Annotated in this window: 19 protein-coding genes; 6 read left to right on the forward strand and 13 right to left on the reverse strand. The window is 71.3% G+C overall.

The window, feature by feature from the left end:
• The first annotated feature begins 37 nt into the window (after positions 1–37).
• The 3 genes from JOD65_RS07335 to JOD65_RS07345 are packed head-to-tail and all read left to right on the forward strand — an operon-like array spanning position 38 to position 8,672.
• Complete coding sequence (locus JOD65_RS07335; protein ID WP_307821002.1) at positions 38–4,750, forward strand: DUF4082 domain-containing protein; 4,713 nt, start codon at positions 38–40, stop codon at positions 4,748–4,750.
• 14 nt (positions 4,751–4,764) lie between these two features.
• A complete protein-coding gene (locus tag JOD65_RS07340; protein WP_191193051.1) occupies positions 4,765–7,542 on the forward strand; it encodes an oligosaccharide flippase family protein in 2,778 nt (925 codons plus the stop codon).
• A 5-nt stretch (positions 7,543–7,547) separates the two neighbouring features.
• Complete coding sequence (locus tag JOD65_RS07345) at positions 7,548–8,672, forward strand: glycosyltransferase family 4 protein (RefSeq protein WP_191193050.1); 1,125 nt, start codon at positions 7,548–7,550, stop codon at positions 8,670–8,672.
• Here JOD65_RS07345 and JOD65_RS23940 read toward each other — a convergent pair.
• From JOD65_RS23940 to JOD65_RS07400, 11 genes are all read right to left on the reverse strand, one after another.
• On the reverse strand, positions 8,644–9,957 hold the full coding sequence (locus JOD65_RS23940; protein ID WP_191193049.1) for an O-antigen ligase family protein: 1,314 nt from the start codon (positions 9,955–9,957) through the stop codon (positions 8,644–8,646). The genes JOD65_RS07345 and JOD65_RS23940 overlap by 29 nt on opposite strands.
• Entirely contained in the window at positions 9,954–10,757 is an 804-nt protein-coding gene (locus JOD65_RS07355) for a Wzz/FepE/Etk N-terminal domain-containing protein (RefSeq protein ID WP_191193048.1), read from the reverse strand. Before JOD65_RS07355 ends, JOD65_RS23940 begins: the two co-directional genes overlap by 4 nt.
• 21 nt (positions 10,758–10,778) lie before the next feature.
• Complete coding sequence (locus tag JOD65_RS07360) at positions 10,779–11,057, reverse strand: acyl carrier protein (RefSeq protein ID WP_191193047.1); 279 nt, start codon at positions 11,055–11,057, stop codon at positions 10,779–10,781.
• The gene (locus tag JOD65_RS07365) at positions 11,054–12,280 is read right to left on the reverse strand and encodes a pyridoxal-dependent decarboxylase, exosortase A system-associated (protein ID WP_191193046.1); all 1,227 of its coding nucleotides are present in this window, start codon (positions 12,278–12,280) and stop codon (positions 11,054–11,056) included. The genes JOD65_RS07360 and JOD65_RS07365 overlap by 4 nt, the downstream gene beginning before the upstream one ends.
• Complete coding sequence (locus JOD65_RS07370) at positions 12,277–13,845, reverse strand: acyl-CoA ligase (AMP-forming), exosortase A system-associated (protein WP_191193045.1); 1,569 nt, start codon at positions 13,843–13,845, stop codon at positions 12,277–12,279. The genes JOD65_RS07365 and JOD65_RS07370 overlap by 4 nt, the downstream gene beginning before the upstream one ends.
• 92 nt (positions 13,846–13,937) lie before the next feature.
• A complete protein-coding gene (locus JOD65_RS07375; RefSeq protein ID WP_191193044.1) occupies positions 13,938–14,933 on the reverse strand; it encodes a glycosyltransferase in 996 nt (331 codons plus the stop codon).
• Positions 14,930–15,643 carry a hypothetical protein gene (locus JOD65_RS07380; RefSeq protein ID WP_191193043.1) on the reverse strand — a complete coding sequence of 238 codons (714 nt, stop codon included), beginning with the start codon at positions 15,641–15,643 and terminating at the stop codon, positions 14,930–14,932. The genes JOD65_RS07375 and JOD65_RS07380 overlap by 4 nt, the downstream gene beginning before the upstream one ends.
• A 37-nt stretch (positions 15,644–15,680) precedes the next feature.
• Positions 15,681–16,691, reverse strand: a complete 1,011-nt coding sequence (nadE, locus tag JOD65_RS07385) for an NAD(+) synthase (protein ID WP_191193042.1) — start codon at positions 16,689–16,691, stop codon at positions 15,681–15,683.
• On the reverse strand, positions 16,688–18,679 hold the full coding sequence (asnB, locus tag JOD65_RS07390) for an asparagine synthase (glutamine-hydrolyzing) (protein ID WP_191193041.1): 1,992 nt from the start codon (positions 18,677–18,679) through the stop codon (positions 16,688–16,690). Before asnB ends, nadE begins: the two co-directional genes overlap by 4 nt.
• Positions 18,679–19,590, reverse strand: coding sequence for a serine O-acetyltransferase (locus JOD65_RS23670; RefSeq protein ID WP_275579243.1), 912 nt, complete (start codon positions 19,588–19,590; stop codon positions 18,679–18,681). Before JOD65_RS23670 ends, asnB begins: the two co-directional genes overlap by 1 nt.
• Positions 19,591–19,614: 24 nt before the next feature.
• Positions 19,615–19,884: an acyl carrier protein gene (locus JOD65_RS07400; protein WP_191193040.1), complete on the reverse strand. Its 270-nt coding sequence runs from the start codon at positions 19,882–19,884 to the stop codon at positions 19,615–19,617.
• Between the two features lie 204 nt (positions 19,885–20,088).
• Between JOD65_RS07400 and acpS the strand changes: the two genes are divergently transcribed.
• Positions 20,089–20,499 carry a holo-ACP synthase gene (gene acpS, locus JOD65_RS07405; RefSeq protein ID WP_191193039.1) on the forward strand — a complete coding sequence of 137 codons (411 nt, stop codon included), beginning with the start codon at positions 20,089–20,091 and terminating at the stop codon, positions 20,497–20,499.
• Between the two features lie 20 nt (positions 20,500–20,519).
• On the opposite strand, the gene JOD65_RS07410 is transcribed toward acpS, so the two are convergent.
• Positions 20,520–21,641 (reverse strand): hypothetical protein, encoded by a 1,122-nt coding sequence (locus JOD65_RS07410; protein WP_191193038.1) that lies wholly within the window; start codon positions 21,639–21,641, stop codon positions 20,520–20,522.
• A 134-nt stretch (positions 21,642–21,775) separates the two neighbouring features.
• Here JOD65_RS07410 and JOD65_RS07415 point away from each other — a divergent pair, with 134 nt between their 5' ends.
• Positions 21,776–22,786: a hypothetical protein gene (locus JOD65_RS07415; RefSeq protein ID WP_204811010.1), complete on the forward strand. Its 1,011-nt coding sequence runs from the start codon at positions 21,776–21,778 to the stop codon at positions 22,784–22,786.
• A 107-nt stretch (positions 22,787–22,893) separates the two neighbouring features.
• On the opposite strand, the gene JOD65_RS07420 is transcribed toward JOD65_RS07415, so the two are convergent.
• The gene (locus JOD65_RS07420) at positions 22,894–23,553 is read right to left on the reverse strand and encodes a polysaccharide deacetylase family protein (RefSeq protein WP_191193036.1); all 660 of its coding nucleotides are present in this window, start codon (positions 23,551–23,553) and stop codon (positions 22,894–22,896) included.
• A gap of 120 nt (positions 23,554–23,673) precedes the next feature.
• On the opposite strand from JOD65_RS07420, the gene JOD65_RS07425 reads away from it, so the two are divergent.
• Positions 23,674–24,543, forward strand: coding sequence for a hypothetical protein (locus tag JOD65_RS07425; protein WP_204811012.1), 870 nt, complete (start codon positions 23,674–23,676; stop codon positions 24,541–24,543).
• Positions 24,544–24,549: the final 6 nt, after the last annotated feature.

A 24,549-nucleotide genomic window follows, 5' to 3' on the forward strand; every position in this document is an offset into this window, starting at 1 on the left:
TGGGAACCGAAGGCGAGGTCTCGAGCGTTCGTGGACGGTGAAGGTCGTGGTGCTCGCGCTGGTGGCTGCACTCAGCGCACTCGCAGGCCCGCTCCTGCTGGGGGGACCTGCGCCGGCGAACGCGGCTGATCTCTGCGCCCCCGGCGGCAACAAGATCGCGTGCGAGAACTCCAAGCCGGGCACCGACTCCGACGTGTGGGAGATCAGCGGCGCCGGCGACCCCGAGATCCAAGGCTTCGCGACCGACATCTCGGTCAACGTCGGTCAGCGCATCGACTTCAAGATCGACACCGACGCGTCGGCGTACACCATCGACATCTACCGGATGGGTTACTACCAGGGCCTCGGCGCCCGCAAGATCACCTCGGTGACGCCGAGCGCACGACTTCCGCAGAACCAGCCGACGTGCATCACCGACCTCCAGACCGACCTCTACGACTGCGGCAACTGGGGCGTCTCGGCGTCATGGAACGTGCCCTCCACCGCGGTCTCGGGCGTCTACATCGCCCACATCAAGCGCTCCACCGGCGACGGCAGCCACATCACCTTCATCGTGCGCGACGACGCCAGCACCTCCGACGTGGTCTTCCAGACCGCCGATCCGACGTGGCAGGCCTACAACACCTACGGCGGTGCCTACTTCTACGGCGGCGGCGCCCACGGCCGTGCCTACAAGATCAGCTACAACCGTCCGGTCCTCACCCGCGGCCGCGAGAACGGGCGAGACTTCTTCATGTCCGCCGAGTACGCCATGGTCCGCTTCATGGAGCGCAACGGCTACGACGTCTCCTACATCGCTGGCGTCGACTCGGACCGTCACGGCAACCTAATCCGGAACCACAAGGTGTTCCTGTCCGTCGGCCACGACGAGTACTGGAGCAAGGCCCAGCGGGCCAACATGGAGGCCGCCCGCGACGCCGGCGTCCACCTTCAGTTCTTGGCCGGGAACGAGGGCTACTGGAAGACCCGCTACCAGCCCTCCATCGACGGCTCGAACACCGCCTACCGCACGCTCACCTCCTACAAGGAGACGTGGAGCAACGCCAAGATCGACCCCGATGCCGAGTGGACGGGCACGTTCCGCGACCCGCGCTTCGCCCCGCCCAGCCGTGGCGCCGGCGTACCGGAGAACGCGCTGATCGGCACCCAGTACCAGGTCAACTTCAGTGACCTTGCCGTCCAGGTGAGTGCTGCCGAGGGCAAGCTGCGGCTCTGGCGCAACACGCCACTGGCCACGATGTCCAGCGGCACCGCCACGCTGGCGCCGCACACGGTCGGCTACGAGTCCAACGAGGACGTCGACAACGGGCACAGGCCCGACGGGCTGGTCCGGCTGTCGACGACCACCGGCGCCGTGCCCGAATATCTCCGCGACTTCGGCAACACCGTCACCGCCGGCACGACCCGGCACAACCTGACGATGTACAAGGCCCCGAGCGGGGCGCTGGTGTTCAGCGCCGGCTCGGTCCAGTGGACCTGGGGTCTCGATGCGGTGCACGACTCCGCCTACGCGCCTGCTCCGGCCGACGCACGCATGCAGCAGGCTCAGGTCAACCTGTTCGCCGACATGGGGGTCCAGCCGAGCACGTTGATGGCCGGTCTCGTGACGTCCGCGAAGTCGACCGACACCGCCGGTCCCACGGTCACGATCACCGGTCCGGCCGCGGGCGTCAACCAGGCCAACGGGCAGTCGGTCACCGTCTCGGGCAGCGCCGCTGACGCCGGTGGTGGCCGGGTCGCCGGCGTGGAGGTCTCCACCGACGGCGGCGAGTCGTGGAGCGCCGCCACCGGCACCACGTCCTGGTCCTACACCTTCCTTCAGCGCGGGCTGGGCAGCACACCGATCCGCGTGCGTGCGATGGACGACTCGGCCAACATCGGCGCCGTCGCGACCCGTTCGTTCAACGCGCAATGCCCCTGCAGCATCTTCGGCGCTGAGGTGCCGAAGATCGGTGCGGCCGACGACCCGTACGCCGTGGAGCTCGGGGTGCGTTTCGTCCCCCTGGCCGACGGCTTCGTCACCGGCGTCCGTTTCTACAAGGGCGCCGGCAACGGCGGTACGCACGTCGGTTCGCTCTGGTCGAGCGCGGGCGAGCGGCTGAGCCAGGCGACCTTCACCAACGAGTCGGCCACAGGGTGGCAGACCGTGACGTTCCCGACCCCGGTCGCCGTCGCCGCCGGTCAGCCCTACGTCGCCTCCTACACGGCACCTCAGGGCAACTACGCCCTCGAGTCGTGGGGCTTCTCGGCTGGTTCGCGAGAGACGGGCGCGCTGATGGTGCAGGGTGGCTACGGCGCCCCTGCCGGTGGTGTCTTCGCCAACCCGGGACAGTTCCCCTCCCAGTCGCACCAGAACGCCAACTACTACGTCGACGTTCTCTTCACCACTACCGATTCCTCTGCGCTGATCGGGCTCAACCAGGCACCTCTCCCGGGCGCCTCGAGCGTGCCGACGGGCTCGACGGTGAGTGCGCGCTACTCCAAGCCGCTCGCGGCCGGGACCGCCGCCCTGACGCTGAAGGACTCCAACGGCGCGACGGTGGCCGGGAGCACGGCCTACGACGCCGCCACGCGGACAGTGACGTTCACGCCCAGCTCGCCGCTGGCGGGCTTCGTGAAGTACACCGCGAAGATCACCGGCACCGACACGTCGGGCAACCCGGTCTCCTCCGGTGACACGTGGTCGTTCACGACGGTGAAGCCGCCGAACCCGCCGGGCGTGTGCCCGTGCACGTTGTTCGACGACTCGCTCGTTCCCGCCGTCTACGAGGCGGCGGACCGGGATGCGGTGACGCTGGGCGTCCGCGTCACCCCGGACACCAACGGTCAGGTGACCGGCATCCGGTTCTACAAGGGCGTCAACAACACCGGAAGCCACACGGGCACCCTGTGGGCCGCGGACGGCACGGTGCTGGCCACCGGTACCTTCACCGACGAGTCGACGACGGGCTGGCAGACGCTGACCTTCGCGACGCCGGTGACTGTGCGCAAGGACACCGCGTACGTCGCGTCCTACCGCACGACCGTGGGTCGCTACTCCGCCACTCCGGGCGCCTTCGCGGCCGCCGACGTGTCGCGGCCCCCGCTGCGGGTGACCTCGACGGCAGGCGCGTACACCTACGGCACCGGCTTCCCGATCAACTCGACGTCGACCAGCTACCTCGTGGACGTGGTGTTCGAGAAGGTGCCCCCGACGATCGCCGTTGCGAGCCGCATGCCGGCGCCGGGAGCCATCGGCGTGCCACGCGGCACCACGGTCCGCGTCGGCCTCACCGCCCCGGTCGCACCTGGCTGGTCACTCGGGATCACCGCCAACGGCTCCGCCGTCACGGGCACGGCCTCGCTCAGCGGTGACGGCACGTCGCTGGTGTGGACGCCGTCAACGCTGCTGCCGCCCGACACCGATGTCACCGTGACCTTGTCCAGCGCGGTCTCCCAGGATGGCGCCACGCTCCCCACCCAGACATGGACGTTCCGGACCAGGGGGCCGGAGACCGTGGACCAGCAGACCCTCTTCGGGGACACCGTGCCCCGGATCGAGTCGGCGGATGACGGTGCACCGGTGGAGCTCGGGGTCGTCCTGGAGCCCAGCCGCAACGGCTTCGTCACCGCGATCCGCTTCTACAAGGGGCCCGGCAACGGTGGCACCCACACCGGCTCGCTGTGGAGCGCCACCGGTACCCGCCTGGCCGAGGTGACGTTCACGGACGAGACGTCCTCCGGCTGGCAGACGGCCGTGCTGTCGACGCCTGTCGCCGTCCAGGCAGGACAGCGGTACGTCGCCTCCTATCTCGCGCCGGCCGGCCACTACTCCTACACGCCGGACTTCTTCACCGGACCGTGGACCACCGGTGATCTCACGGCCCCGGCTGCCGGAAACGGGCGCTACCTGTACGGCGCGGCAGGCGGCTTCCCGACGTACTCGTGGGGCAGCGCGAACTACTTCGTCGACGTCGTCTTCCAGCGCACGCCGCCCACCATCGCCGTCCAGACGCGCACGCCCGAACCGGGGGCGACCGGAGTGACGGTCACGACGAAACCCTCGATCATGCTCTCGGCGCCCCTGGCATCCGGCTGGACGATGGGCGTTGAGCGCGCCGGGACTGCCGTGGCCGGTGACGCGGCCCTCGACGGCGACGGGTCGACGCTCACCTTCACCCCGACCAGCTCACTACTGCCCGACACGGACTACACGGTCACCCTCTCGGGCGCGACCTCCACTGAGGGTGCGGTGCTCCCGACGCAGACGTGGACCTTCCGCACGGCCGCCGTCGTGTCGACCTCGCTCCTCGAAGGAGTCGTGCCGACCGTGCCGTCAGTGAACGACCCCGACCCGGTCGAGCTCGGCACCGTGTTCACGCCGTCGCAGAACGGCACCGTCACGGCCGTGAAGTTCTACAAGGGCGCCGGCAACACCGGCACCCACACCGGTTCGGTGTGGAGCACCGATGGCACGCGACTGGGTCAGGTGACCTTCACCGGCGAGAGCGCGAGCGGATGGCAGACCGCCGCCTTCGCGACGCCCGTGCCGGTCACGGCCGGGACGCCGTACGTAGTGTCCTACTACGCACCGAATGGGCACTACTCCGCCACACCGGCCTACTTCGCCACTCCTCGGACCGTCGGCCCGCTGACGGCACCAGCCGGGGACAACGGCCGGTACCGCTACGGGGCGGGCGGCGGGTTGCCGAACGGGTCGTGGAACTCCACCAACTACTTCGTCGACGTCGTGTTCGCGGCATCGCCCTAGGAGGACGGAAGCACATGACGGTGCAGGGGGCGCCGCCGACGGCTGTCGGAGCAGAACCGCACGCCGGGGGGCCGGAGCAGCGGACCGACGCACAGGCACTGCGCCGCGACATCGGCCGCGGTGTGGTCTGGGCAGCGGCCGGCAACATCCTGATGCGGATCGGCGGCATCAGCGTCACCGCCGTGGTGGCGAGGATCCTGTCACCCGAGGAGTTCGGCGTCTTCGCCATCGCCCTCGCCGTCTTCGTCGTGGTGACCAGCCTGGCCGAGCTCGGGATGGCGTCAGCGGTGGCCCGCTCGGTCCTGGAGCCCGACGACATCGCCGGCACCGTCACGTCCATCTCGCTGATCGTCAGCACGGGTCTGGCGATCCTGATGGCCCTCTCGGCCGGCCCCCTCGCGACGGTGCTCGGCATGCCGGAGGCGGCCGGTCCGATCCGCGTGATGTCGATCTGCCTGGTGCTGACCGGCATCTTCGCCGTCCCGGGAGCCCAGCTCGTGCGCAACTTCCGGCAGGACCGGATCCTCCTGGGCACCGTCGCCGGATTCGTTCCGGCCAACGTGGTGCTCATCGTGATGGCCCTGGCCGGACAGGAGGCGATGGCGTTCTCGTGGTCGCGCGTCGTCGGCCAGGTCGTCACCGGACTCGTCTTCGTGGCCTGCGTCAACCGGCGCTACCGGCCCCAGTGGCGGCGCGAGCTGGTCGGTCCGCTTCTCCGCTTCGGCCTGCCGCTGTCGCTGGCGAACCTCATCAACTGGACCTTGCTGAACGCCGACTACCTCGTCATGGGCCGCATGCTGAGCGCCGAGCAGATCGGCGTCTACATGATCGCCTTCACCGTGGCCAACTGGTCCACCGCCGTGCTGGGCTCGGTCCTCAACGGGGTCGTGCTGCCCGCCTTCGGCCGGGTCAGCCACGACACGGAGCGATTGGTGGAGTCGCTCGTGTCCGCCACGCGGCTGGTGGGACTCGTCGCCCTCCCGATGTTAGCGACCACCGTGGCCCTCGCCCCAGGACTGGTCCGCACGGTCTTCGGCGAGACGTGGGCCGGAGCAGCGCCCGTGCTGGCGGTCCTGGCCGTCTACGGCGTCGCCTTCGCCTTCACCCTCCTCTACGTCAACCTGCTGGTCGCCATCGGTGCGACGACCAAGCTCCTCGTGGTGCAGGTCGCCTGGGTGAGCGCCCTGGTGCCAGCCATGGTCTGGGGCATCCAGATCGGGGGTCTGGTCGGGGCTGCATGGGCACACGTGGCCGTCGTGCTCGTGGTCTCGCTCCCCGGCTACCTGTGGGCCCTGCGTTCCCAGCTGGGTCCGCTGCCGGCCGCGCTCGGGACGACGCTGTTGCGGCCAGCTGGCGCGGCCGCACTGGCGGGCGGGTCCGCCTGGATCGTGGACCGGTGGATCGGCGGCGTCGTGCTCGGCTTCCTCGCTGGAGGCGTCGTGGCGGTGGTGGTCTACCTCGTCGCGGCCTGGTCGATGATCGAGCAGGACCTACCGGAGGTGGGGAGGTTGGTGCGCAAGGTGCTCCCTCGCCGACGGTGGTTCGCGCCTCTTGACGCGTCGGAGCGCCCGCTCCGCGTGGGGATCGTCCTGGAAGGGCTCGCGCTGGGCGGGTGTCCGATCAACGCCATCGACCTTGCACGCACGCTCCGCGCGCGCGGTCACCACGTGGTCGTCATCGCGGTGGATGAGGTGGTGCAGGTCTCGGTGTTGCCCTACGCCGAGGCGGCCGGGTTCGACGTCGTACGCATTCCGGTCGGCGGCGGCCTGTTCCGGCGCGCGCGCCACCTGCGTCGTGAGGCACGCCGTCACGACCTCGACGTCCTCCACGTGTTCGCGGCCTGGTTGGGTCGCAGCGCGGTCCTCGCCTGCGGCCCGAGTCGCCGCCGCGCGGTCGTCGTGCTCAACTGGTTGATGGACAGCGAGTTCACCACCACGGGTCGTACGTCCCTGGTGGTGGGGACCGGCAGCTTGTACGCGGACGCGCTCGACCGGCACGGCCCTCGCTCGTACCTCCTCGAACCGCCGGTCGACCTGGCCCGTGACCGGCCCGACCAAGAGGCGGCGAGGGTGTTCCGCCGTGTCCACGACCTCGCTACCGACGACATCCTCCTGGTGCTCGTCGGACGAGTCGACGTGCTGACGGCCGCCCAACAGGATCACGGAGTCGCGAAGCTGCCCGGGATCCTGCTCGCGATGGATGCGCTCCTCGAGCGCGACGACCCGTCGCTGCGCCTCGTCGTGGTCGGCGACGGCAGCGGGATGGCGCAGGTGCGCGAGCGTGCTGAGCAGGTCAACGCCTCGCTGGGCCGGTCGGCCGTGGTCCTCACCGGTGCGCTGGCCGACCCCCACCCGGCCTACGCGGCCGCCGACATCGGCCTGGGGATGGGCGGGTCGGCTCTGCGCATGATGGCGCACGCCAAGCCTCTGGTGGTGCTGGGTGCCGCCGGCTTCAGCCAGCTCTGCTCGCCCGCTACCGTGGACCAGTTCCTCGGCGACGGCTACTACGGCACGCGGGCCCCGGGTCGGCCGGTGGCCGAGCTCCTCGGCCATCTCGACGCCCTGGCCGACCCGGTCGCTCGGTGCCGGTTGGGAGACTGGGGCCTCGACTTCGTGACCGAGAGGTACGGGCTGGAGGCCGGGGCCGATCGCCTGGAGACGATCTATCGCGACAGCCTGGCCCACGACGACTCGTGGTTCGAGCGTCTCGGTGACATGGGACATCTCGCCGGGCGGAGCCTCCTCGGCAGCCTCAAGCGGCGGCTCGCGCAGAGGCTGCGGGCGCGGTCGTGACCAGGGTGCTGCTGGTCTCGCACGAGGCCTCACTCACAGGTGCCCCGCGTATCGCGGCACTCGTCGGTCGAGTCCTCGTCGGCCGAGGGTGCCAGGTTCACATCCTTCTACAAAGACCTGGTCCCCTGAGCGGCGCGTTCGCCGAGGTCGCACCCACCCGGGTCATGCCGTTCTGGCGCGTCTTGCGGTGGTTGTGGGCCCACCCCGGTGTCCTCCGGTCCCGCGCTGCCGCCCTTTTCGAGCTCCTGACTGCTGTGGTCATCGTCGCGCTGCGACGTCCCGACCTGGTCTACGTGAACTCGAGCTCGGCAGCTGCTTTCGTGCGTGCCGCGCGGCTCCTCGGCCGCCGCTCGGTGCTGCATGTCCACGAGTCCGGGCCTGTGCTGAGCCACTTCCTCGCGCGAGTCGGCATCGAGGACCTGACACAGATGGGCGTTCGACTCGTCGCGTGCTCGCCGAGCGTGGCGGACGATCTCGCACTGCGGGGGACGCCACCCGATGACATCGTGCTCATCCCGTCCATTCCTGACGCTGATCGCGTGTTGGCGGGTGCGAGAGCCAGCACGTCGGACGCATCGAAGGCCATCGTCGTCGGCTGCTGTGGTGCCGTCGAACGCCGAAAAGGGGTTGATCTCTGGCTGGCTGCGGCAGAGGAGCTGGTCCGGGCGCTACCTCCGGGACGAGTGCGCTTCGTCTGGGTGGGCGCTGGAGAACCTCCCCGAGAGGCAGCGACCTGGCCCTGGGTGACGTTCACCGGGCCGATGGACGATCCATCGAGCGCGATGGCCGACTTCGACATCATGACGTTGCCCTCGCGGGACGACCCGTTCCCGCTGGTGGTGATGGAGGCGATGCTCCTCGGCAAGCCGGTCGTTGCGTTCGACGTCGGAGGGGTGGCGCACCAGCTCGGTGACACGGGACTCGTGGTCGAGGCGGGCGATGTCTCTTCGTTCGCCCAGCAGCTGCGGCGACTCGTCGACGACGAGGCGCTACGGGTACGGCTCGGGGAGCTGGCCGCGGCCCGTGCGCGATCGCTCTTCTCCTGGGAGAAGTTCGAGGCAGGAGTCACTGTCATGCTCGAGGACGCGCCACCCCGGCCGGTCAACGCGAGCGGACCGACTCCTGAGTGATGCGTTGCATCGCGCCGGCGAGGCCGATGAAGAGGAAGAGGCACCCCGCCGTCTGGGGGAAGGCGAACGCGTCGAAGAACGCCAACCCGAACCCGCCGGCCGCGACGGAGGCGAGCACGGCCTGGGCGTACTGCGCGTGCTCCTCGCGGCCGCCCTCGAGCTGGAGGGTCCTGCGGGCCGTCCGGGCGCTGACCAGGCCGCACACGATGAGCGCGAGGAGCGACACGAGGCCGAGGAGACCGGCCTCGATCGTCATGCCGAGGTAGGCATTGTCGAGGATCCAGTACTTCGGCAGGAACGTGCCGAATCCCTTCCCGACGAGGGGGGACTCGGCGATGAACGCGCCGGCGATGTCGTAGCTGCCGGTCCGCGAGGAAATGCTCGGGTCCTGGTCGGCGTTGGAGAACAAACCCTGGATCGCACCGAGCAATCCCGGGACGGTGACGTACAGGACCGTGCTGACGACAGCCAGGAAACCCAGCGCACGGAGCCGCTGCTGCAGGTTCCAGGACAGGGCGAGCACGATCGCACCCGCCAGCGCGCAGATGTAGGCCGAGCGTGACATGGAGAAGAAGATCGAGGCGATCATCGCGACCAGCATCGCGCGGAACAGCCACCGGAAGCGTGACTGCACGGAGGCGCACACCGTGACGAGGGGGAGGGCCATCCCGAGCACGACGCCGTACTCGATCGGGCTCATCGACGTCCCGCTCGGCCGGATGCGACCGGAGCGCGTGCCGAGCGTCCACCCCTCGGTCCCTGCGGTGAGACCGGGGATCCGGATGCGGTCGACGAAGAGCTCACCCGTGACGTACTGCGCCAGGCCGAGCAGGGCGACCAGTCCCGCGGCGAACGCCAGCCTGCGGAGGACGACCACGAGTCGGTCGAAGTCGCTGATCCCGTCACAGGCGAGCAGCACGACCCCGGCCAGGCTGATCAGCCGCAGCAGGCCCGAGTCGGCCGTGCTGATCTCGTCGCCGGGCAGCGGTCCGGCCATGGCGTGGGCGTAGGCCACCAGCAACACCAGGACCATGCCGAGCATCGCCGCCCGGACGGTCCGGGCGCGTCCGTCGGATGGCTCCGAGCGACGGACCGTGTGCCACGCCCAGTAGAGGAAGACGCCGATGCCGAACAGGGTGGCGGGGCTGCCGGCGCTCCCCAGGGCGCTGACGACCATCGGGGAGGGGATGAACCACAGCAGGCAGACGTAGACGGTCACGAGCGCGGCGGCGTCGATCCCGCCGCTGCGGGCGACGCCGATGCGCTCCGGGGCCGCGAGCGTCACGATGCCTCGCCGCGCTGGTCACGCCTCCCGCGCCGCTTGAGCAGGCGTGCTGTCACCTCGACCTGGGCGGCGCGGTCGGGGTCGCGTCCGTCAGGGGCTGGCGCGTCCACGTGGACGGGGTGCAGCGAGACAGGGGCCGACGCCCCGGCGTCGTCATCGGCGACCGTGTCCTCCGGGCTGGGACTGCGTCGGCCGGTGAGCCATCCGTCGACGAGGGCGATCAGGAGCAGGCCCAGCCCGCCAAGGCCCGCCATGGTCATCAGCGCCGACCGGATCATCGCCTTTTTCGTGGTCGCGGGCACCTCGTCACGGGTGAGCACCACCGACGTCACCTGCTCGCCGGCCGGGAGGTCCAGCTCGCTCTGCATCTTCTCCAGCTCCACCGGGACGCGGTCGGTGAGCGTCTTCAGGGCTTCGATGGCCACGTCGGGTGCGGGTGCCTCCACCGTGAACACGATGATCGGCGCGCTGTTGGTGAAGTCGGGCGTGATCTCGAACGTCGTACCGGTGGGGTAGGTCTCGCCGAAGGTGTCCGCGATCTTCTTGGACGTCAACGCCCGCACCACCACGTCGCGGGCCTGGCTGACCCCACCCAGGACGAGGTAGGGGTTCGCCTGCGTCATCGCTCCCGTCGGGTCCTGGGCCTGGGCGGGCGGGAAGACCAGGACGGTGGCCGTCGCCTCGTAGGTCTCTCCTGTGCGCTGCGCGACGAGGAGCGTCGCCCCGAGGGTCAGCACCGCCAGGGCGAGGACGAGGTACCAGCGGCGGCGCAACGATCGCCACACGACCCGCATCTCCATGGCTGCTCTCCCGCCCCTGGCTCAGCCGCCGGTGCGGCGGTCGTCGATGAAGTCGGTCAGGGTGCCCACGCTCTCGAACACCTCGCCGGTGAAGTCCTCGTCCTCGATGACGATGTCGAAGCGGTCCTCGAGGGCGGCCGCCAGCTCGACCACCCCGAGCGAGTCGAGCTCCGGGAGCTCGCCGAAGAGCCGCGTGCCACGGTTGATCGACTCCGCGCGGTCCTCGATGCCGAGGGTGCGGGTGAGCACCTCGACCACTCCGGGGAGCGTGTCGGCGAGCGTGTGTGCAGGCTGGGTCATACGAGGACCTCCGAAGGTGAGGGGTGGCCGAGGAACGCGGTGGGGCTGGCCGTGAGGCCGTAGGCGCCGGCCTGGAAGACGACGACGAGGTCGCCGACCTCCGTGCCGGGCAGGTCGACCTCGTCGCCGAGCAGGTCGAGCGGCGTGCACAGGCAGCCGACCACCGTGACGGGTCCGGTGGGCTCGTCGAGGGCTCGGGTGGCGAGGGCCAGCGGGTAGTTGCGCCGGATGACCTGGCCGAAGTTGCCGGAGGCGGCCAGCTGGTGGTGCATTCCGCCGTCGACGACGGCGTAGCTGCGCCCGCGCGACTCCTTCACGTCGACGACGCGGGTCACGTAGACGCCCGCCTCGCCCACGAGGAACCGGCCGAGCTCCATGACGACGGTGGCGTCCGGCAGCGCCGGCGCGAGCCGCCCGTCGACGAGCTCGGACAGCCGTCGACCGACGGCGTCGAGGTCGAGGCGCTCGTCCTTCTCGAAGTAGGGGATGCCGAAGCCGCCGCCAAGGTTGACGTACTCCACGGTGCCGGGCACGTGCTCCGCGAGCTCGAGGACGAGCTCGACGGTGCGCTCCTGCGCCTCGCCGAGGATCGCAGCGCTGAGGTTTTGCGACCCCGCGAAGACGTGGTAGCCGACGACGTCGACGTCGTGGTCGCTCACCTCGCCGAGCAGGGAGGGGACGGCCTCGGCGTCGACCCCGAACTGCTGGGGGCCACCGCCCATCCGCATGCCCGAGCCCTTGACGGCGAACGGCGGGTTGACGCGTACGGCGGCGCGCGGGCGCAGGGCGAGCTCCTTGCCGGTGCGCACGAGGCGCTGCAGCTCGGTGCGCGACTCGACCTCGATCGTGACGCCCGAGGCCACGGCCCGTCGCAGCTCGGCGTCGGTCTTGCCGGGCCCGGCGAAGCTGATCGCGCTCGGGGCCTGTCCGGTGTCGAGCGCCACGGCGAGCTCGCCGGCGGAGGCGACGTCGAGGTGGTCGACCAGGCCCGCGAGGTGCTGGACGACGGCCGGCATCGGGTTCGCCTTGACCGCGTAGCCGAGCGACACCCGCTCGGGGAGCGCGGCCTTCACGGCGGCGACGCGCTCGGTGATCATCGCGCGGTCGTAGGCGAAGAACGGCGTCGATCCGACCCGTTCGGCCAGGCGGTCGACCGGCATCCCGCCGACCAGGAGCGTGCCGTCGACGGTGCCGTGCGCCGTCACGTGGTCGGAAGTCCTCATGCGGTCAGCTCCTCGCGCAGCAGCACCCGGTCGAACTTCCCGTTGGGCGAGCGAGGGAGCTCGGTGCGTACGACGATCTCCGCCGGCACCATGTAGCGGGGCAGCTGCCGGCGGAAGACCGCGAGCAGCGCGTCAGGCTCGAACCCCTCGACCGCGGGGCTGACGACGACCACGACCCGGTGCCCGAGGGCCTCGTCCGGGAGGCCGAGCGCGGCCGCGTCGCGGACCAGGCCGCTGTCGTAGGCGACCTCCTCGATCTCGGTCGGGCTCACCCGGTAGCCGGAGGTCTTGATCATGTCGTCGGTGCGGCCGACGAAGTAGAGGAAGCCGTCCTCGTCGGTGACGACGCGATCGCCGGACCACACGGCCAGCTCGGGCGCGCGCCAGTCGGGGCCACCCGGGATGGGGCGGAACCGCTCGGCGGTGCGGGCGGCGTCGCCCCAGTAGCCCTGGGCAACGAGCGCTCCGCGGTGGACCAGCTCGCCCTCCTCGCCGGGCCCGCACGGCGTGCCGTCGGGCTGCAGGACGAGGATCTCGGCGTCCGGGATGGCCTTGCCGATGGAGTCGGGGCGGCGGTCGACCTCGGACGGGTCGAGGTAGGTCGAGCGGAACGCCTCGGTGAGGCCGTACATCAGGAACGGGCTGGCCTGCGGGAAGATCTCGCGCAGCCGGGTGAGGGTCGACCGGGGCATCCGGCCGCCCGTGTTGGCGAAGTAGCGCAGCGAGGCGGTGGCCTCCGCAGGCCAGTCGGCGGAGGCGAGCTGGATCCACAGCGGAGGGACGCAGGTGAGGCCGGTGACGCCGTGGCGCGCGCAGAGGCGTACGACGTCGCGAGCCAGGAGGTAGTTGACGAGCACGACGTGGGCGCCCGCGGCGAACGCAGTCGTGACCTGGCTCAGCCCGGCGTCGAAGCTCAACGGGAGCGCGGCCAGGATGACGTCGTCGCCGTCGTTGCCGAGGTAGGTCGAGACGCTCTCGGCGCCCACCAGCAGGTTGCGGTGCGACAGCACGACGCCCTTGGGGCGGCCGGTGCTGCCGGACGTGTAGAGGATCGCGGCGGTGTCGGCGTCGATCGCCCGGCTCGCGGACGGCGGGTCGACCACGTCGTCCAGGAGGGCGGACAGGGCGTGCACGCGCACCTCGTCCTCGTCGGGGACGGCGCCCGGATCGGCGTCGACGAGCAGCACGTGTGCGAGCTCGCGGCAGCCCTTGGCGTCCTCGCGCACCGACTCCCAGCGCTGGTGCGTCGTGATGAGCACCCGCACGTCGCAGTCGCCGAGGATGTAGGCCACCTGGGAGCCCTTGAGTGCCGGGTTGACCGGCACGAACACGCCACCTGCGACGGAGGCGCCGAAGATCCCCCCGACGGTCTCGGGTCGCTTGTCGAGGTAGATCGCCACGCGTTCCCCACGCGCGACGCCGAGGTCCGACAGGACGGCGCCCGTGCGGGACGCCAGGTCCCAGGCGGAGGTGTAGTCGAGCGTGACCTCCTGGTGGCTCAGGGCCGGACGGTCGCCGAACCGGACGGCGCCCTCCTCGAGCAGGTGGTGAAGCTGCGTCCGCATCAGGTCAGTGCCCCCTCGTTCTGTGGCCGGAGCCGCCCCCCGGCGACCGGCTGCGGGGCGACGAATACCCACTCGTCGTCCCACGGACCACGCTACGGACGCGCGGCCTCGGCGCGGACCGCTCCGGGGCGGAGTACCGGATTTGGGGTAGCGAGGTCGAGCCACGCGGGACCGCGAGGGGCGCGCAGCAGGCCGGGTCGGACGAGCACCCGTACGGCGGCCCGGGCGATCGCGTCGCCCCGGGCGGCGCGGCTCGACTCGCGCAGGACCAGCGCAAGCCAGTAGAGCGCCGTCCGCGGCCGGGACGCCAGCCGCGAGAAGAGCCGCAGGCGGTTGGCGGTGAGGAGCGCCCACAACCGTGGCGACGTGCCGGAGTCGCCCTCGAGGTGGACGGCGCCAGCGCCGGCCACGTAGCGCACGCCGAAGCCGTGTGTCCCGGACCGGAGGTGGAACTCGGTCTCCTCGGAGTAGAGGAAGTAGGACTCGTCCCAGGGCCCGCATGCGTCCAGGCAGGCGCGGCTGACCAGCTGCGTGGACCCCTCGGCCCAGTCGGGCGACGCGTCACTCGTGTAGCGCTCCGGATCACTCACCACCTCGCCCGTGAGCGGCCACCGGCCGGCGAGGGTGGCGCCGACGAAGGCGTCGGCGAAGGCCCGCAGCAGCGTCGGCCGCCGGCGCATCGAGTGGATGAGCGCCCCGTCGCCGTCGGTGAGCCGCGGCACCACGATCCCGATGCCGGGCAGGTCGAGCGCCGCCACCAGCGTGGGCAGGCAACCCGGCTGGAGGCGCACGTCGGGGTTGAGGACGAGCACCGCCGGTGAGTCCGGGGCGACGGCGACAGCGGCGTTGACGCCTGCCGCGTAGCCGGCGTTGCGTCCCGTCTGCACGACCGTGGCCTCGGGGCACAGGCGCTGCACCACCGCGACGGTGTCGTCCGTCGAGTCGTTGTCCACCACGACGAGGCGCCAGGGCACGTCACCGGCGCCCTCGGGCAGTGACTCCACCAGGCCGGGAAGCACGTCGGCGCTGTTGAAGGTCACCACCGCGATCGTCACCGGGTTCTCCGGGGTGCTCGTGGGGGTGCTCATGCCATCGCCTCCGCCGACCGGGCACGCCGACGCACCAGGGGCCGCCTCGCGGGCGCAGCCGCCGTGGCGCCAGCGGGGCGGCGGCGCGGGCGCCAGCGCTCCAGCCAGAACACCACGACCGCGGTGAGCGCGATGCCCGTGAGGCCGGTCGCGCCGAGCGCGCGGGACCTGCTGCCCGCCATGGGGTAGACGACCGGGTCCGCCGAGGAGGGGACCGCGTGGACCCGGAGCCGCGGGTGCACCGCTCTCTCGTCCTGACGTTCGGCCAGCACCTGCTCCACCAGCTGCACCGTCTCGCGGGCAGCGTCCTGCACCGTCTGCGCGTCGGGACCGGCCACCTGCACGTCGAGGTGGTGTGCGGGGAAGGCCGGCCGCCACTGCGTGCCGAGGTTGGGCACCCGCACCTGGACCCCGTCACGCTGCCCCATCCCGACGATCGTGGCGACGACGTCACCCGTCAGGAGGGGGCCGTGACCGGCGTTGATGTCGTTGGCCACCACACCGGCCATTGGCTGCAGTCCGTACAGCGGATTGTCCAGCAGGTTCCCGTTCCGCACCCCCTGAGGCCCGACGAGCACGATGTTGTACTGCGTGAAGAACACCGGCGCCTGGCGCTGCACCACCGCGAATGCCCCGACCGTGAGCACGGCGCCGAGCACCACGACGTACCAGCGTCGCAGGGCGGCAGCGAGGAAGTCGCGTGCGGTCATGTCGCCCGGCTGGTGGTGCGGTCGTCCATCGGGTGGATCATCCGATCTCCTGCACGGGCTCGACCAGCTGCGGCGGCAGGTGCAGGTACGCGGTCGTCTTGCGCTTCTGGTCGATGTCGCCGTAGACGCGCTCGACCTGGGCGGTCGTGAGGCCGGTGGACTCGGCGACCTGCTCGATCGGGCGGCCCGTGTTCTTGCCGTGCAGGCAGAGGTCCATCAGGTTCCACGGCAGGGAGAAGTAGAACTCCTCCTGCGACTGCGGCAGCGAGTAGGTGTCGGTGGTCGACGGCCGCGTCCGGACCTGCTCGGGGACGCCGAGGAAGTCCGCGAGCGCGTAGACCTGGGTCTTGTAGAGGTGGGCGATCGGCTTCACGTCGGCCGCCCCGTCGCCGAGCTTCACGAAGAAGCCCTGGTCGTACTCCAGGCGGTTGGGCGTGCCGGTGACGACGTAGTTGAGCCGGTCGGCGTGGTAGTACTCCGTCATCCGGCGGGCCCGCTGCTTGAAGTTCGTCGCCGCCACGATGCCGAGGTAGGACTCGGTCGTCAGCCGGTGGCGGGTCGTGGTGCCGTCGGGCGCCTGCACGACCACGGAGTAGAGGCGCAGGCTCTCGGACTCCACGACGCTCGGCAGCACGATCTTGGACTTGTGGTCAGGACCGTAGTCGGGGCACACCATCCGGATCGCGTCGTCGCGGCGTTCGTAGCAGCGGACCGCCTCGAGCACGGGGGTGATGTCCTCCACGACCGAGTCGATGCCGAGCGAGTCGGAGACGAGCGTGCTGAATGCGAGCGTGTCCTCGGAGGAGTCCCGCTCGGGCATGTGCAGGCCGAAGACCCGGTCCTTGCCGATCGCGGCGACGCACAGTGCGGCGACCACGCTGGAGTCGATGCCACCGGACAGGGCGACGATCGCCCCCTTGCGGCGGGCGCGGGTGAGGTAGCCGCGCAGCGAGGCGCTGATCCGTGCGACCTCCGCCTCGACGTCGATCGCGAGCACGTCGGTGTCGCCCTGGCTGTCGATCTGGCTGTCGCTCCGGACGGTGGTCATGCGCTGCTCCTCACGTGCTGGACCCGGTCGATGACGGTCATCGGCTCGGGTGGTGCGTCGTCGCTCGCCGACCCCGCGTCGACGACGAGCTGCTGGTGGAGCAGCTGGGTCGAGACGACCGCGAGCAGGCGCATGTTGTCGGTGTTCCCCGCCCGTACGCCGCCGGTGCGGGCGGCCTTGGCGATCAGGCCGGCAACCGGCCGCGGGGCGAAGACCCCCGCCGCGGCGAGGGCCGCGGGCGAGGTGACCTCGGTCAGCCACTCCGGCGGCGGGCCGCTGAAGAAGCTGGCGGTGTCGGGGGAGCGGTAGGGCTGCTTGGGCCTGCGGCGGATCTGCTCGGGGACGAGGTCCTCGAAGGCGATCTTGAGCAGGTGCTTCTCGTCGAGCCCGCACAGCTTGTGGCGCGCCGGGAGCCGGTTGGCGAGCTCGACGACCTCCTTGTCGAGGAACGGGAAGCGTCCCTCCACCGAGTTGGCCATCAGCATCCGGTCGCCCTGGCTGGACAGGATGTAGCCCGGCAGGAGCGTGGTCATCTCCAACCACTGGGCGCGTGAGAGCGGGTCCCAGCCGTCGCTGCCGGCCGGCATCCGCGACACCACGTCGGGGCCGCGGTCGAGCTCGGCCCGGAGGTCGGGGGTCAGCAGCGCCTTGACCGCACTGGTGGAGGCCCACCGCGGACGATGGGAGATGGCGGGGTCGTCGGCGTCGAGGTCCTGGCCGAAGAAGCTGCGCGCGAAGGCCGGGGCGGTGCCGGGACTGCGCGCCATCCACGGGTAGAGCAGCTCGACCGCGCGGTCGCGGGTGGCCGAGCCGGGGTCGCGGGCCCAGAAGGCGCGCACCCGGCCCTCCCGGAAGATGTCGTAGCCACCGAGCACCTCGTCGGCGCCCTCACCCGTCACCACGACCTTGTAGCCGTTGTCCCGCACCAGCCGCGACAGCAGGAACAGCGGCGCGGGCGCGGTGCGAAGCACGGGAGTCTCGGTGTGCCGCACCACGTCGGGGAAGACGTCGGCGACGTCGGCGGGGGAGACGGTGATCTCCTCGTGCTGGGCGCCGAGCTCGGCCACCATCTTCTGCTGGTGGACCCCTTCGTCGTACTCCGCGTCGGTGAACCTCAACGAGAAGGTGTGCAGCGGCGCCTCGGTGTACCTCGCGATCACCGCGGCCGTGATCGAGGAGTCGATGCCTCCGGAGAGGTAGGCGCCGACGGGTACGTCGCTGCGCACGAAGCGGAGCCGTGCCGCCTCGACGAGGCGCTCGCGCAGCTCGGCGGCATTGGCCTCGATGTCCTGCCCCGGCTCGGCGTCCCGGTCGGGGAAGTCGATGCTCCAGTAGGGGTGGCGCCGGAAGCCGTCGCGGTCCAGCACCGCGACGTGGCCGGGCTCGAGCTGCTCGATGCCGGCGAACACCGTGCGGGGGGCCACCGTCGACCAGTAGGTCAGCACCTCGTCGAGCCCGATGGGGTCGAAGGCACGCGGCAGGGCCGGATCGGCCATCAGCGCCTTGACCTCGGAGGCGAAGGCGATCCTCTGCCGGTCACGGGTGAAGAAGAGCGGGCGCACGCCGAGGCGGTCGCGCGAGAGCACGAGCCGGTGCTCGCGCGAGTCCCACAGGGCCAGGGCCCACTGCCCGTTGAAGCGGGTGAAGCACTGCTCGCCCCACTCCTCCCAGGCGTGCACGACGACCTCGGTGTCGCTCGCGGTGCGGAAGCGGTGGCCGCAGCGGCGCAGCTCCTCACCCAGCTCGACGTAGTTGAAGATCTCGCCGTTGAACGAGATCCACAGGGTCTCGTCCTCGTTGCACAGCGGCTGCGCACCGCCCTCGGTGTCGATGATCGCCAGCCGCGTGTGCCCGAGCGCGGCGTGCTCGTCGCGGTAGAGGCCGCTTCCGTCCGGACCTCGGTGGCGCAGCCGCCCGATCATCCGGGTCACGAGCTCCCGGTCCGGCGGTGGGCCGTCGAGGGCGACGACGCCGCAGATGCCGCACATCAGGCCGACCCGCCGGCCCGGGCGAGCACCGCGCGCATGCCCTCGGCGGTGCCGAGGAGGTCGGGGTCGATCTGCTCCTCGCGGAGCACGACGTGGAAGACGTCCTCCAGGAAGATCGCCGCCTTCACCGCCTCGAGGTGCCGGTCCCCGGACGGGTCGCGCAGGCGCGCGTACTCGGCCAGCGCACGGTCCACGTGAGCGGGATCTGGCCCCTGGGCCTGAGCCTGCTCCGCCGCGGGCGCGGGCGCGGGCTCCGGCTCGGGAGCTGCGGCCGTCGGGGCCGGCGCCCGGCGTACGCGGTAGTTGAGCATCGCGGAGTTGTCGTAGTCGGAGGCGATGACGCGACCCGGGTTGCCGGCGACCAGCGCCCGTGCGGGTACGTCGCGCGAGACGACGCTGCCGGCGGAGATCGTGGCCCCGTCGCCGATCGTCACGTCGCCGGTGATCGTCGCGCCGGGACCGATCCACACGTCGTTGCCCAGACGGGGGACACCCTGGTTGCCCGAGGCGACCCGCTGACCGATCGTCACGTTGTGGTGCAGCACGCAGTTGTCACCGATGACCGCCGGCCCGATGAACACGCCGGTGTGGTGCATCAGGAGCAGGCCGGGGCCGATCTGCGCACGGGGGTCGATGTCGGCGTGGTGGATGTTCATCACCCGCCGGTGCCAGAAAGCGGCGAAGACCCGCGCCGGCAGACCCTTGATCCGGTGCTCGGCGTGGTACTGCCGGGTGGCACGGTCGAAGCGGTAGCTCGCGACCACCCGGAAGTCGGCGTTCCACATCCACAGCCGCAGACGCTGCGACGGGCCGCGGCGGCCCTCCGAAACGATCGTGTAGTACTTGTCGACGTCCGTGCGGAACGGACGGACGTCCGGGTCCTCGTCGACCCGGTCGTGGACTTCCCCCATGAGTGCTCTCCGAAGCTGTAGGCCTCAGCCCACGGTCTGTTCGGCGAGGGTCTTGGACGCGACGAACCTCGTGAGGCCGCCCACGCTCCCGAGGTTCTCGAAGACCGTCTCGGACTCGCCGACGACGATCCCGAAGTGGTCCTCGAGGAACTCGATCAGCTCGAGGACGCCCGTGGAGTCCACGATGCCCTCCTCGAGCAGGGACGCCTCGTCGTCGGGCAACCTGTCGTGGTCGCCGAAGAGGTAGTTGTCGCCGATGAACTCTCGGAGCTCGTTCCTGATCTGGTCGTGCACGTTCGCCTCCCCTGGCAGTGTCCGGGCCTCCACCCCAGTCGGCCCGTCACCCAGTGGAGCAGGGGCGGGGAGGGGCGGAGGCGAGTGGCGGGCACACTCCCCAATAGTGGTGAGGGTGGTGGCGACGCCTCGCCCGCCCGGGTGACGTGCCTAGTGTCGGAGCCGTGGCCGCCGCGGGGGACGGCCGGACCGAGGAGTCGTGACATGGGCGGCAGCACCCAGGTGGGGGGCACGGTCGGCACGGGCACCGACATCGTGTCGGTGGCCCGCATCGCCGCGCTCTACCGGAGCGCCGGCGACCGGTTCCTGCGGCGCTGGTTCACCGACGACGAGATCGACTACTGCACCTCGCGGGCACGTCCGGAGCTGCACCTCGCGGCCCGGATGGCGGCCAAGGAAGCGGTCCTGAAGGCGTTGCGCCCCGCCGGCGACGCCCCCCTGGCCTGGCGCTCGATCGAGATCGGCCGCGACGCCGATGGCGCGCCCAGCGTGCGCCTCGGCGGAGACGTCCGCGTGCTCGCCGCGAGACGGGGAGCCGGGTCGATCCACGTGTCGCTGTCCCACTGCGACGAGTACGCCGTCGCAGTGGCGGTCGCGGACGCCGCCGCGGGCTGACCGCCCGCCGGCGCGGCGTCTCAGCTGCGGGGCAGGCTCGCTCCGAGCGGGACGGCCGACCGCCGGGACCATTCGGCCGGCCGTTGCCGCGCGACCTGCCCGCGCACCAGCCAGACCTCGTCCCACTGCACGCCTGCGAGCCAGTCGCGGCCACTGACCTCTGGACCGAGGTCGGCGAGGTCGGACACCGCCAGCCCTGTGACCAGGACGTGCTCGGCCCGGCCGAGTGACCTCAGCGCCTCGCGCACGTGTCGCGGCGCGACGGCGGACATCACGACTGGACGGCCGTCGCGCTCGAGGACGACGGACGCACCGGCCTCGGCGGCGAAGCCCCCGCGGCGGTCGGCGTTGAGCAGGTGGAGTGGTTGCTCACGGGAGTAGCCGAGGAGGTCCACCTCGTGCGCGATGTCGGCGAGCACGACCTGGACGCCGATCTCCGAGCGCACGCGGGCCGCGATCCGGGACTGCTGCAGCCAGCGACGTCGCCAGCCGTGGTCGCGGATGAGCGGCAGCCGGCCCCAGTCCCGGGCGCCGGGGTCCACCGTGCCGCACGTCGTGTGGATCGGGACGAGCGCCGGGTACAGGTCACCGACGTGGCGGTGCGCCTCGTCGAGGCGCGCCAGGTTCGTGGACATGCTGTTGTGGGTGATCGCCGTGTCCACGGCTCCGGCGAGCCGGCCCGCGGCCCGCACCCGCAGCGAGTACTCCACGGCGTAGGCGTGCCACGCCAGCTCCGGCTCCTCGCTGAGCGGTTCGCGGAGCAGGTCGTCGCGGCGGGCGATGAGCAGCACTTCGTCGAGCGTGTCGACGGGCACCGGGTCGGGCGCCGAGTCCCCGATCAGGATGACGCGGTCCCGCAGCCGGCCCACGGACGCGCGGTCGGCGGTGAACCCGTTGGCGCCGAGGATGCCCCAGCGCTCGTCCTCCAGCGCTGCCGCGCAGGCGGCCAGCCGGTCCAGGTCGTGCAGGTAGACGTCCTGGTGCACCAGCACCACGACGTCGTGGCTGGCCTGCCGCACGGCGTGGTTGAGCGCCGCGCCGGCCGAGGTGTGGGCGTGCTCGGTGTTGTCCACCGGCAGGTACTCCACCTCCACCGGACCGTCGTACGCCTCGATCGAGCGGTCGAGGCAGTGCCGTCTCACGGCAGCGTCGTTGTACACACATGCGATCGTCATCCCCACGGCGCGAGTCGACCACGGGCCGCCGGCGCCCTCCGGAGCGTGCGCCGCGACATCCCCCGGTTGGGGTACGCGAGCCCTCCCCGGTCGGAACGATGATGGAGGTCGCGATGGACGTCGCGGGGGAGACCACGGGGGAGGGGCGGATGTCACGCACCTGGTCGCGCGCGGCGCTGGCTGCTGCGGTGATCCTGCTCGTGGCCGGCATCGCGCTCCTGGCGGTCCGGATGCTCGACGACGAGCCCACTGCCGCCAGCCCCCAGGACTCCGCCGCCAGCGATGCGCCGTCCGCCGGGTCCGGCTCGCCCACGCCCGACCCCTACCCGGACGCCGACAGCGCCGGCGTTCCGCCCGGCACCGAGCTCGCTCCCTACGCGGGGCCCTGCACCATCACCGAGACGGTCATGATCTCGGCGGTGGACGCGACCGGTGTCTGTCCGGCGATCGTGGTGCAGGCGGCGGGCGTGCGGATCGAGTCCTCACGGGTCCCGCGCGTCGAGTCCACCGCCACCCAGGACGACCCGACGTACTCGGTCGAGGTGGTCGACTCCGAGGTCGTTGCAGGAAAGTGGATCGGCGGCGCGGTTTGGGGCAGCAACCTCACGGTGCTCCGGACCGACGTCACCGGTGGACAGCACAGTGTGCACTGCGGCACCAGGTGCGTGGTCGAGGACTCGTGGCTGCACGACCAGTTCAACCCACCGGGAGAAGCGGCGCACAACAACGCCTTCATCTCCAACGGCGGCACCGACATGGTCCTGCGGCACAACACGCTCCACTGCACCGCCGAGCTCAACCCGACGGGCGGTGGCTGCACCGCCGACCTCTCGCTGTTCGGCGACTTCGAGCCGATCAGCGACGTGCTGGTCGAGGGCAACCTCCTCAAGGCCAACGACTCGTCGGTCTCCTACTGCGCCTACGGTGGACACGCTCCGGGCAAGCCCTACCCCGACGCCACCGACGTCGTCTTCGCCGGCAACGTCTTCGAGCGCGGTGCCAACGGGATGTGCGGCGTCTACGGGCCGATCACGTCCTTCGACCCGGCGGCCTCGGGGAACGAGTGGCGGGACAACACCTGGGACGACGGGACCGAGCTCGTGCCTGAGTGACGGACGCGCTTCGGGCGTGGGGAACGGTCGGGTCCTCGGCGGGGCCCGGGGCCGACCCGACGGTTTCCCCGGAACGTCGGGCCGACCACGCAGCGCGCGAGCAGGGGTCAGCGCAGGCGCTTGACCGTGCCGACGAGCGCGCCGCGGGCGCGTGAGGTGACCGGGGGCCGGCGGAGGACGTCGCGCTCCACGGAGTCGACGGTGTCGCCGCAGCGGATGCTGAAGCGGGGCTGGAGCCAGCGGTCGGTGTGGGCCCAGCGGCGGTCGCTGGTCTGCACGGTGCGGTAGCCGAGCGGTCGCAGCTCGTGCAGGACGGCACGGTCGTAACGGCCGAGCGGCAGCGCGGCGTCCTGGACCCGGCTGCCGGTAACGTCCTGCAGCACGGTGCGCGCGGTGACGAACTCCTCCCGGCGGCGGGCCGGGTCGAGCCCGCGCCAGGGCCGGTGCGACATGCCGTGGTTGCCGATCGTCATGCCGGCGTCGTGCAGCTCGCGTACGTCGTCGCGGCTGAGGCTGCCCGGACGGTCCAGGCGCCCGGCGACGACGAAGAAGCTCGCGAGCAGGCCGCGCTCGCGGAGTGCCGGCAGCGCGATCTCCACGTCCGAGGAGTTGCCGTCGTCGAAGCTGAGGCGCACGTCGGTCCGCCCGACGACCGTGTCGAGCACGCCGAGGAAGACGTCCCGGCTGATCCAGTAGGAGTCCTCGCCGGGCTCGCGTCGGCGCTGCGGCGCGCCGATGCCATGGAAGCAGACATTCACCACGCGCATGGGTCGAACCGTAGGGGCGGCCCGTTCCGCGACCTCGGCCGTCCGGCAGAGGCTCACAAAATATGGGTATGTGGCTCGGAGCGCCCGTCCGGCGCCGACCAGCCTTCCTACGGTGGGCGTATGTCAGGGGAGTCCGTGGGGGTGGACCTGGCACCGATCACCGACGACGACATCGGTGCGGTCGCCGCGTTCCTGCACCGCCACCTCAATGCGAGGTTGAGTGCCGCCGAGTGGGCGCGGTGCGCCGTGCCGCCGTGGAGCGTGGACGCTCCCAACCATGGCTTCCTGCTGCGCCAGGGCGACGACGTGGTCGGGGTCTACCTCGCCTTCTACTCCGAACGCCTGGTGGACGGCGAGCTGCGCCGGCGGTGCAACCTCGCTGCCTGGTGCGTGCTCGAGGAGCACCGCGCGCACGGCGTACGCCTCGCACGGGCGATGCTGCGCCAGCGTGACTACGACTTCGTCGACCTCTCGCCCAGCGGCAACGTGGTCGGCATCAACGAGCGCCTCGGCTTCACGAGGCTCGACACCGCCACGGCACTGGTCCCCAACCTCCCGCTGCCGTCGCGCCGGGGCGTCCGGGTGCTCACCACGCCCGAGGAGATCGACGCGGCGCTGACCGGGACCGACCTGCAGGTCTACCGCGACCACCGTGGTGCAGCGGCCGCCCTGCACTTCGTGGTGCGGGTCGGCCAGGACTCCTGCTACGTCATCGCCCGTCGCGACCGGCGCAAGGGCCTGCCGCTCTTCGCCTCTCTGGTCCACGTGTCCGACCCCGCCGTCCTGGCCCGGGCCGGGCACGCGCCCTACCGCCACCTGCTGCTGCGCCACCACGCGCTCGTCACCCTCGCCGAGCGACGCGTGGCGGGCCGGCCGCCGCGGCTGTCCCGGACCCAGGCCGCGCCGCGGCCGCGGATGTTCCGCAGCGCCGCCCTCGAGCCGCGCTCGGTCGACTACCTGTACAGCGAGCTGACGTGCGTGCCGTGGTGAGCGGCA

This window comes from Nocardioides cavernae (assembly GCF_016907475.1).
Classification (GTDB): domain Bacteria; phylum Actinomycetota; class Actinomycetes; order Propionibacteriales; family Nocardioidaceae; genus Nocardioides; species Nocardioides cavernae.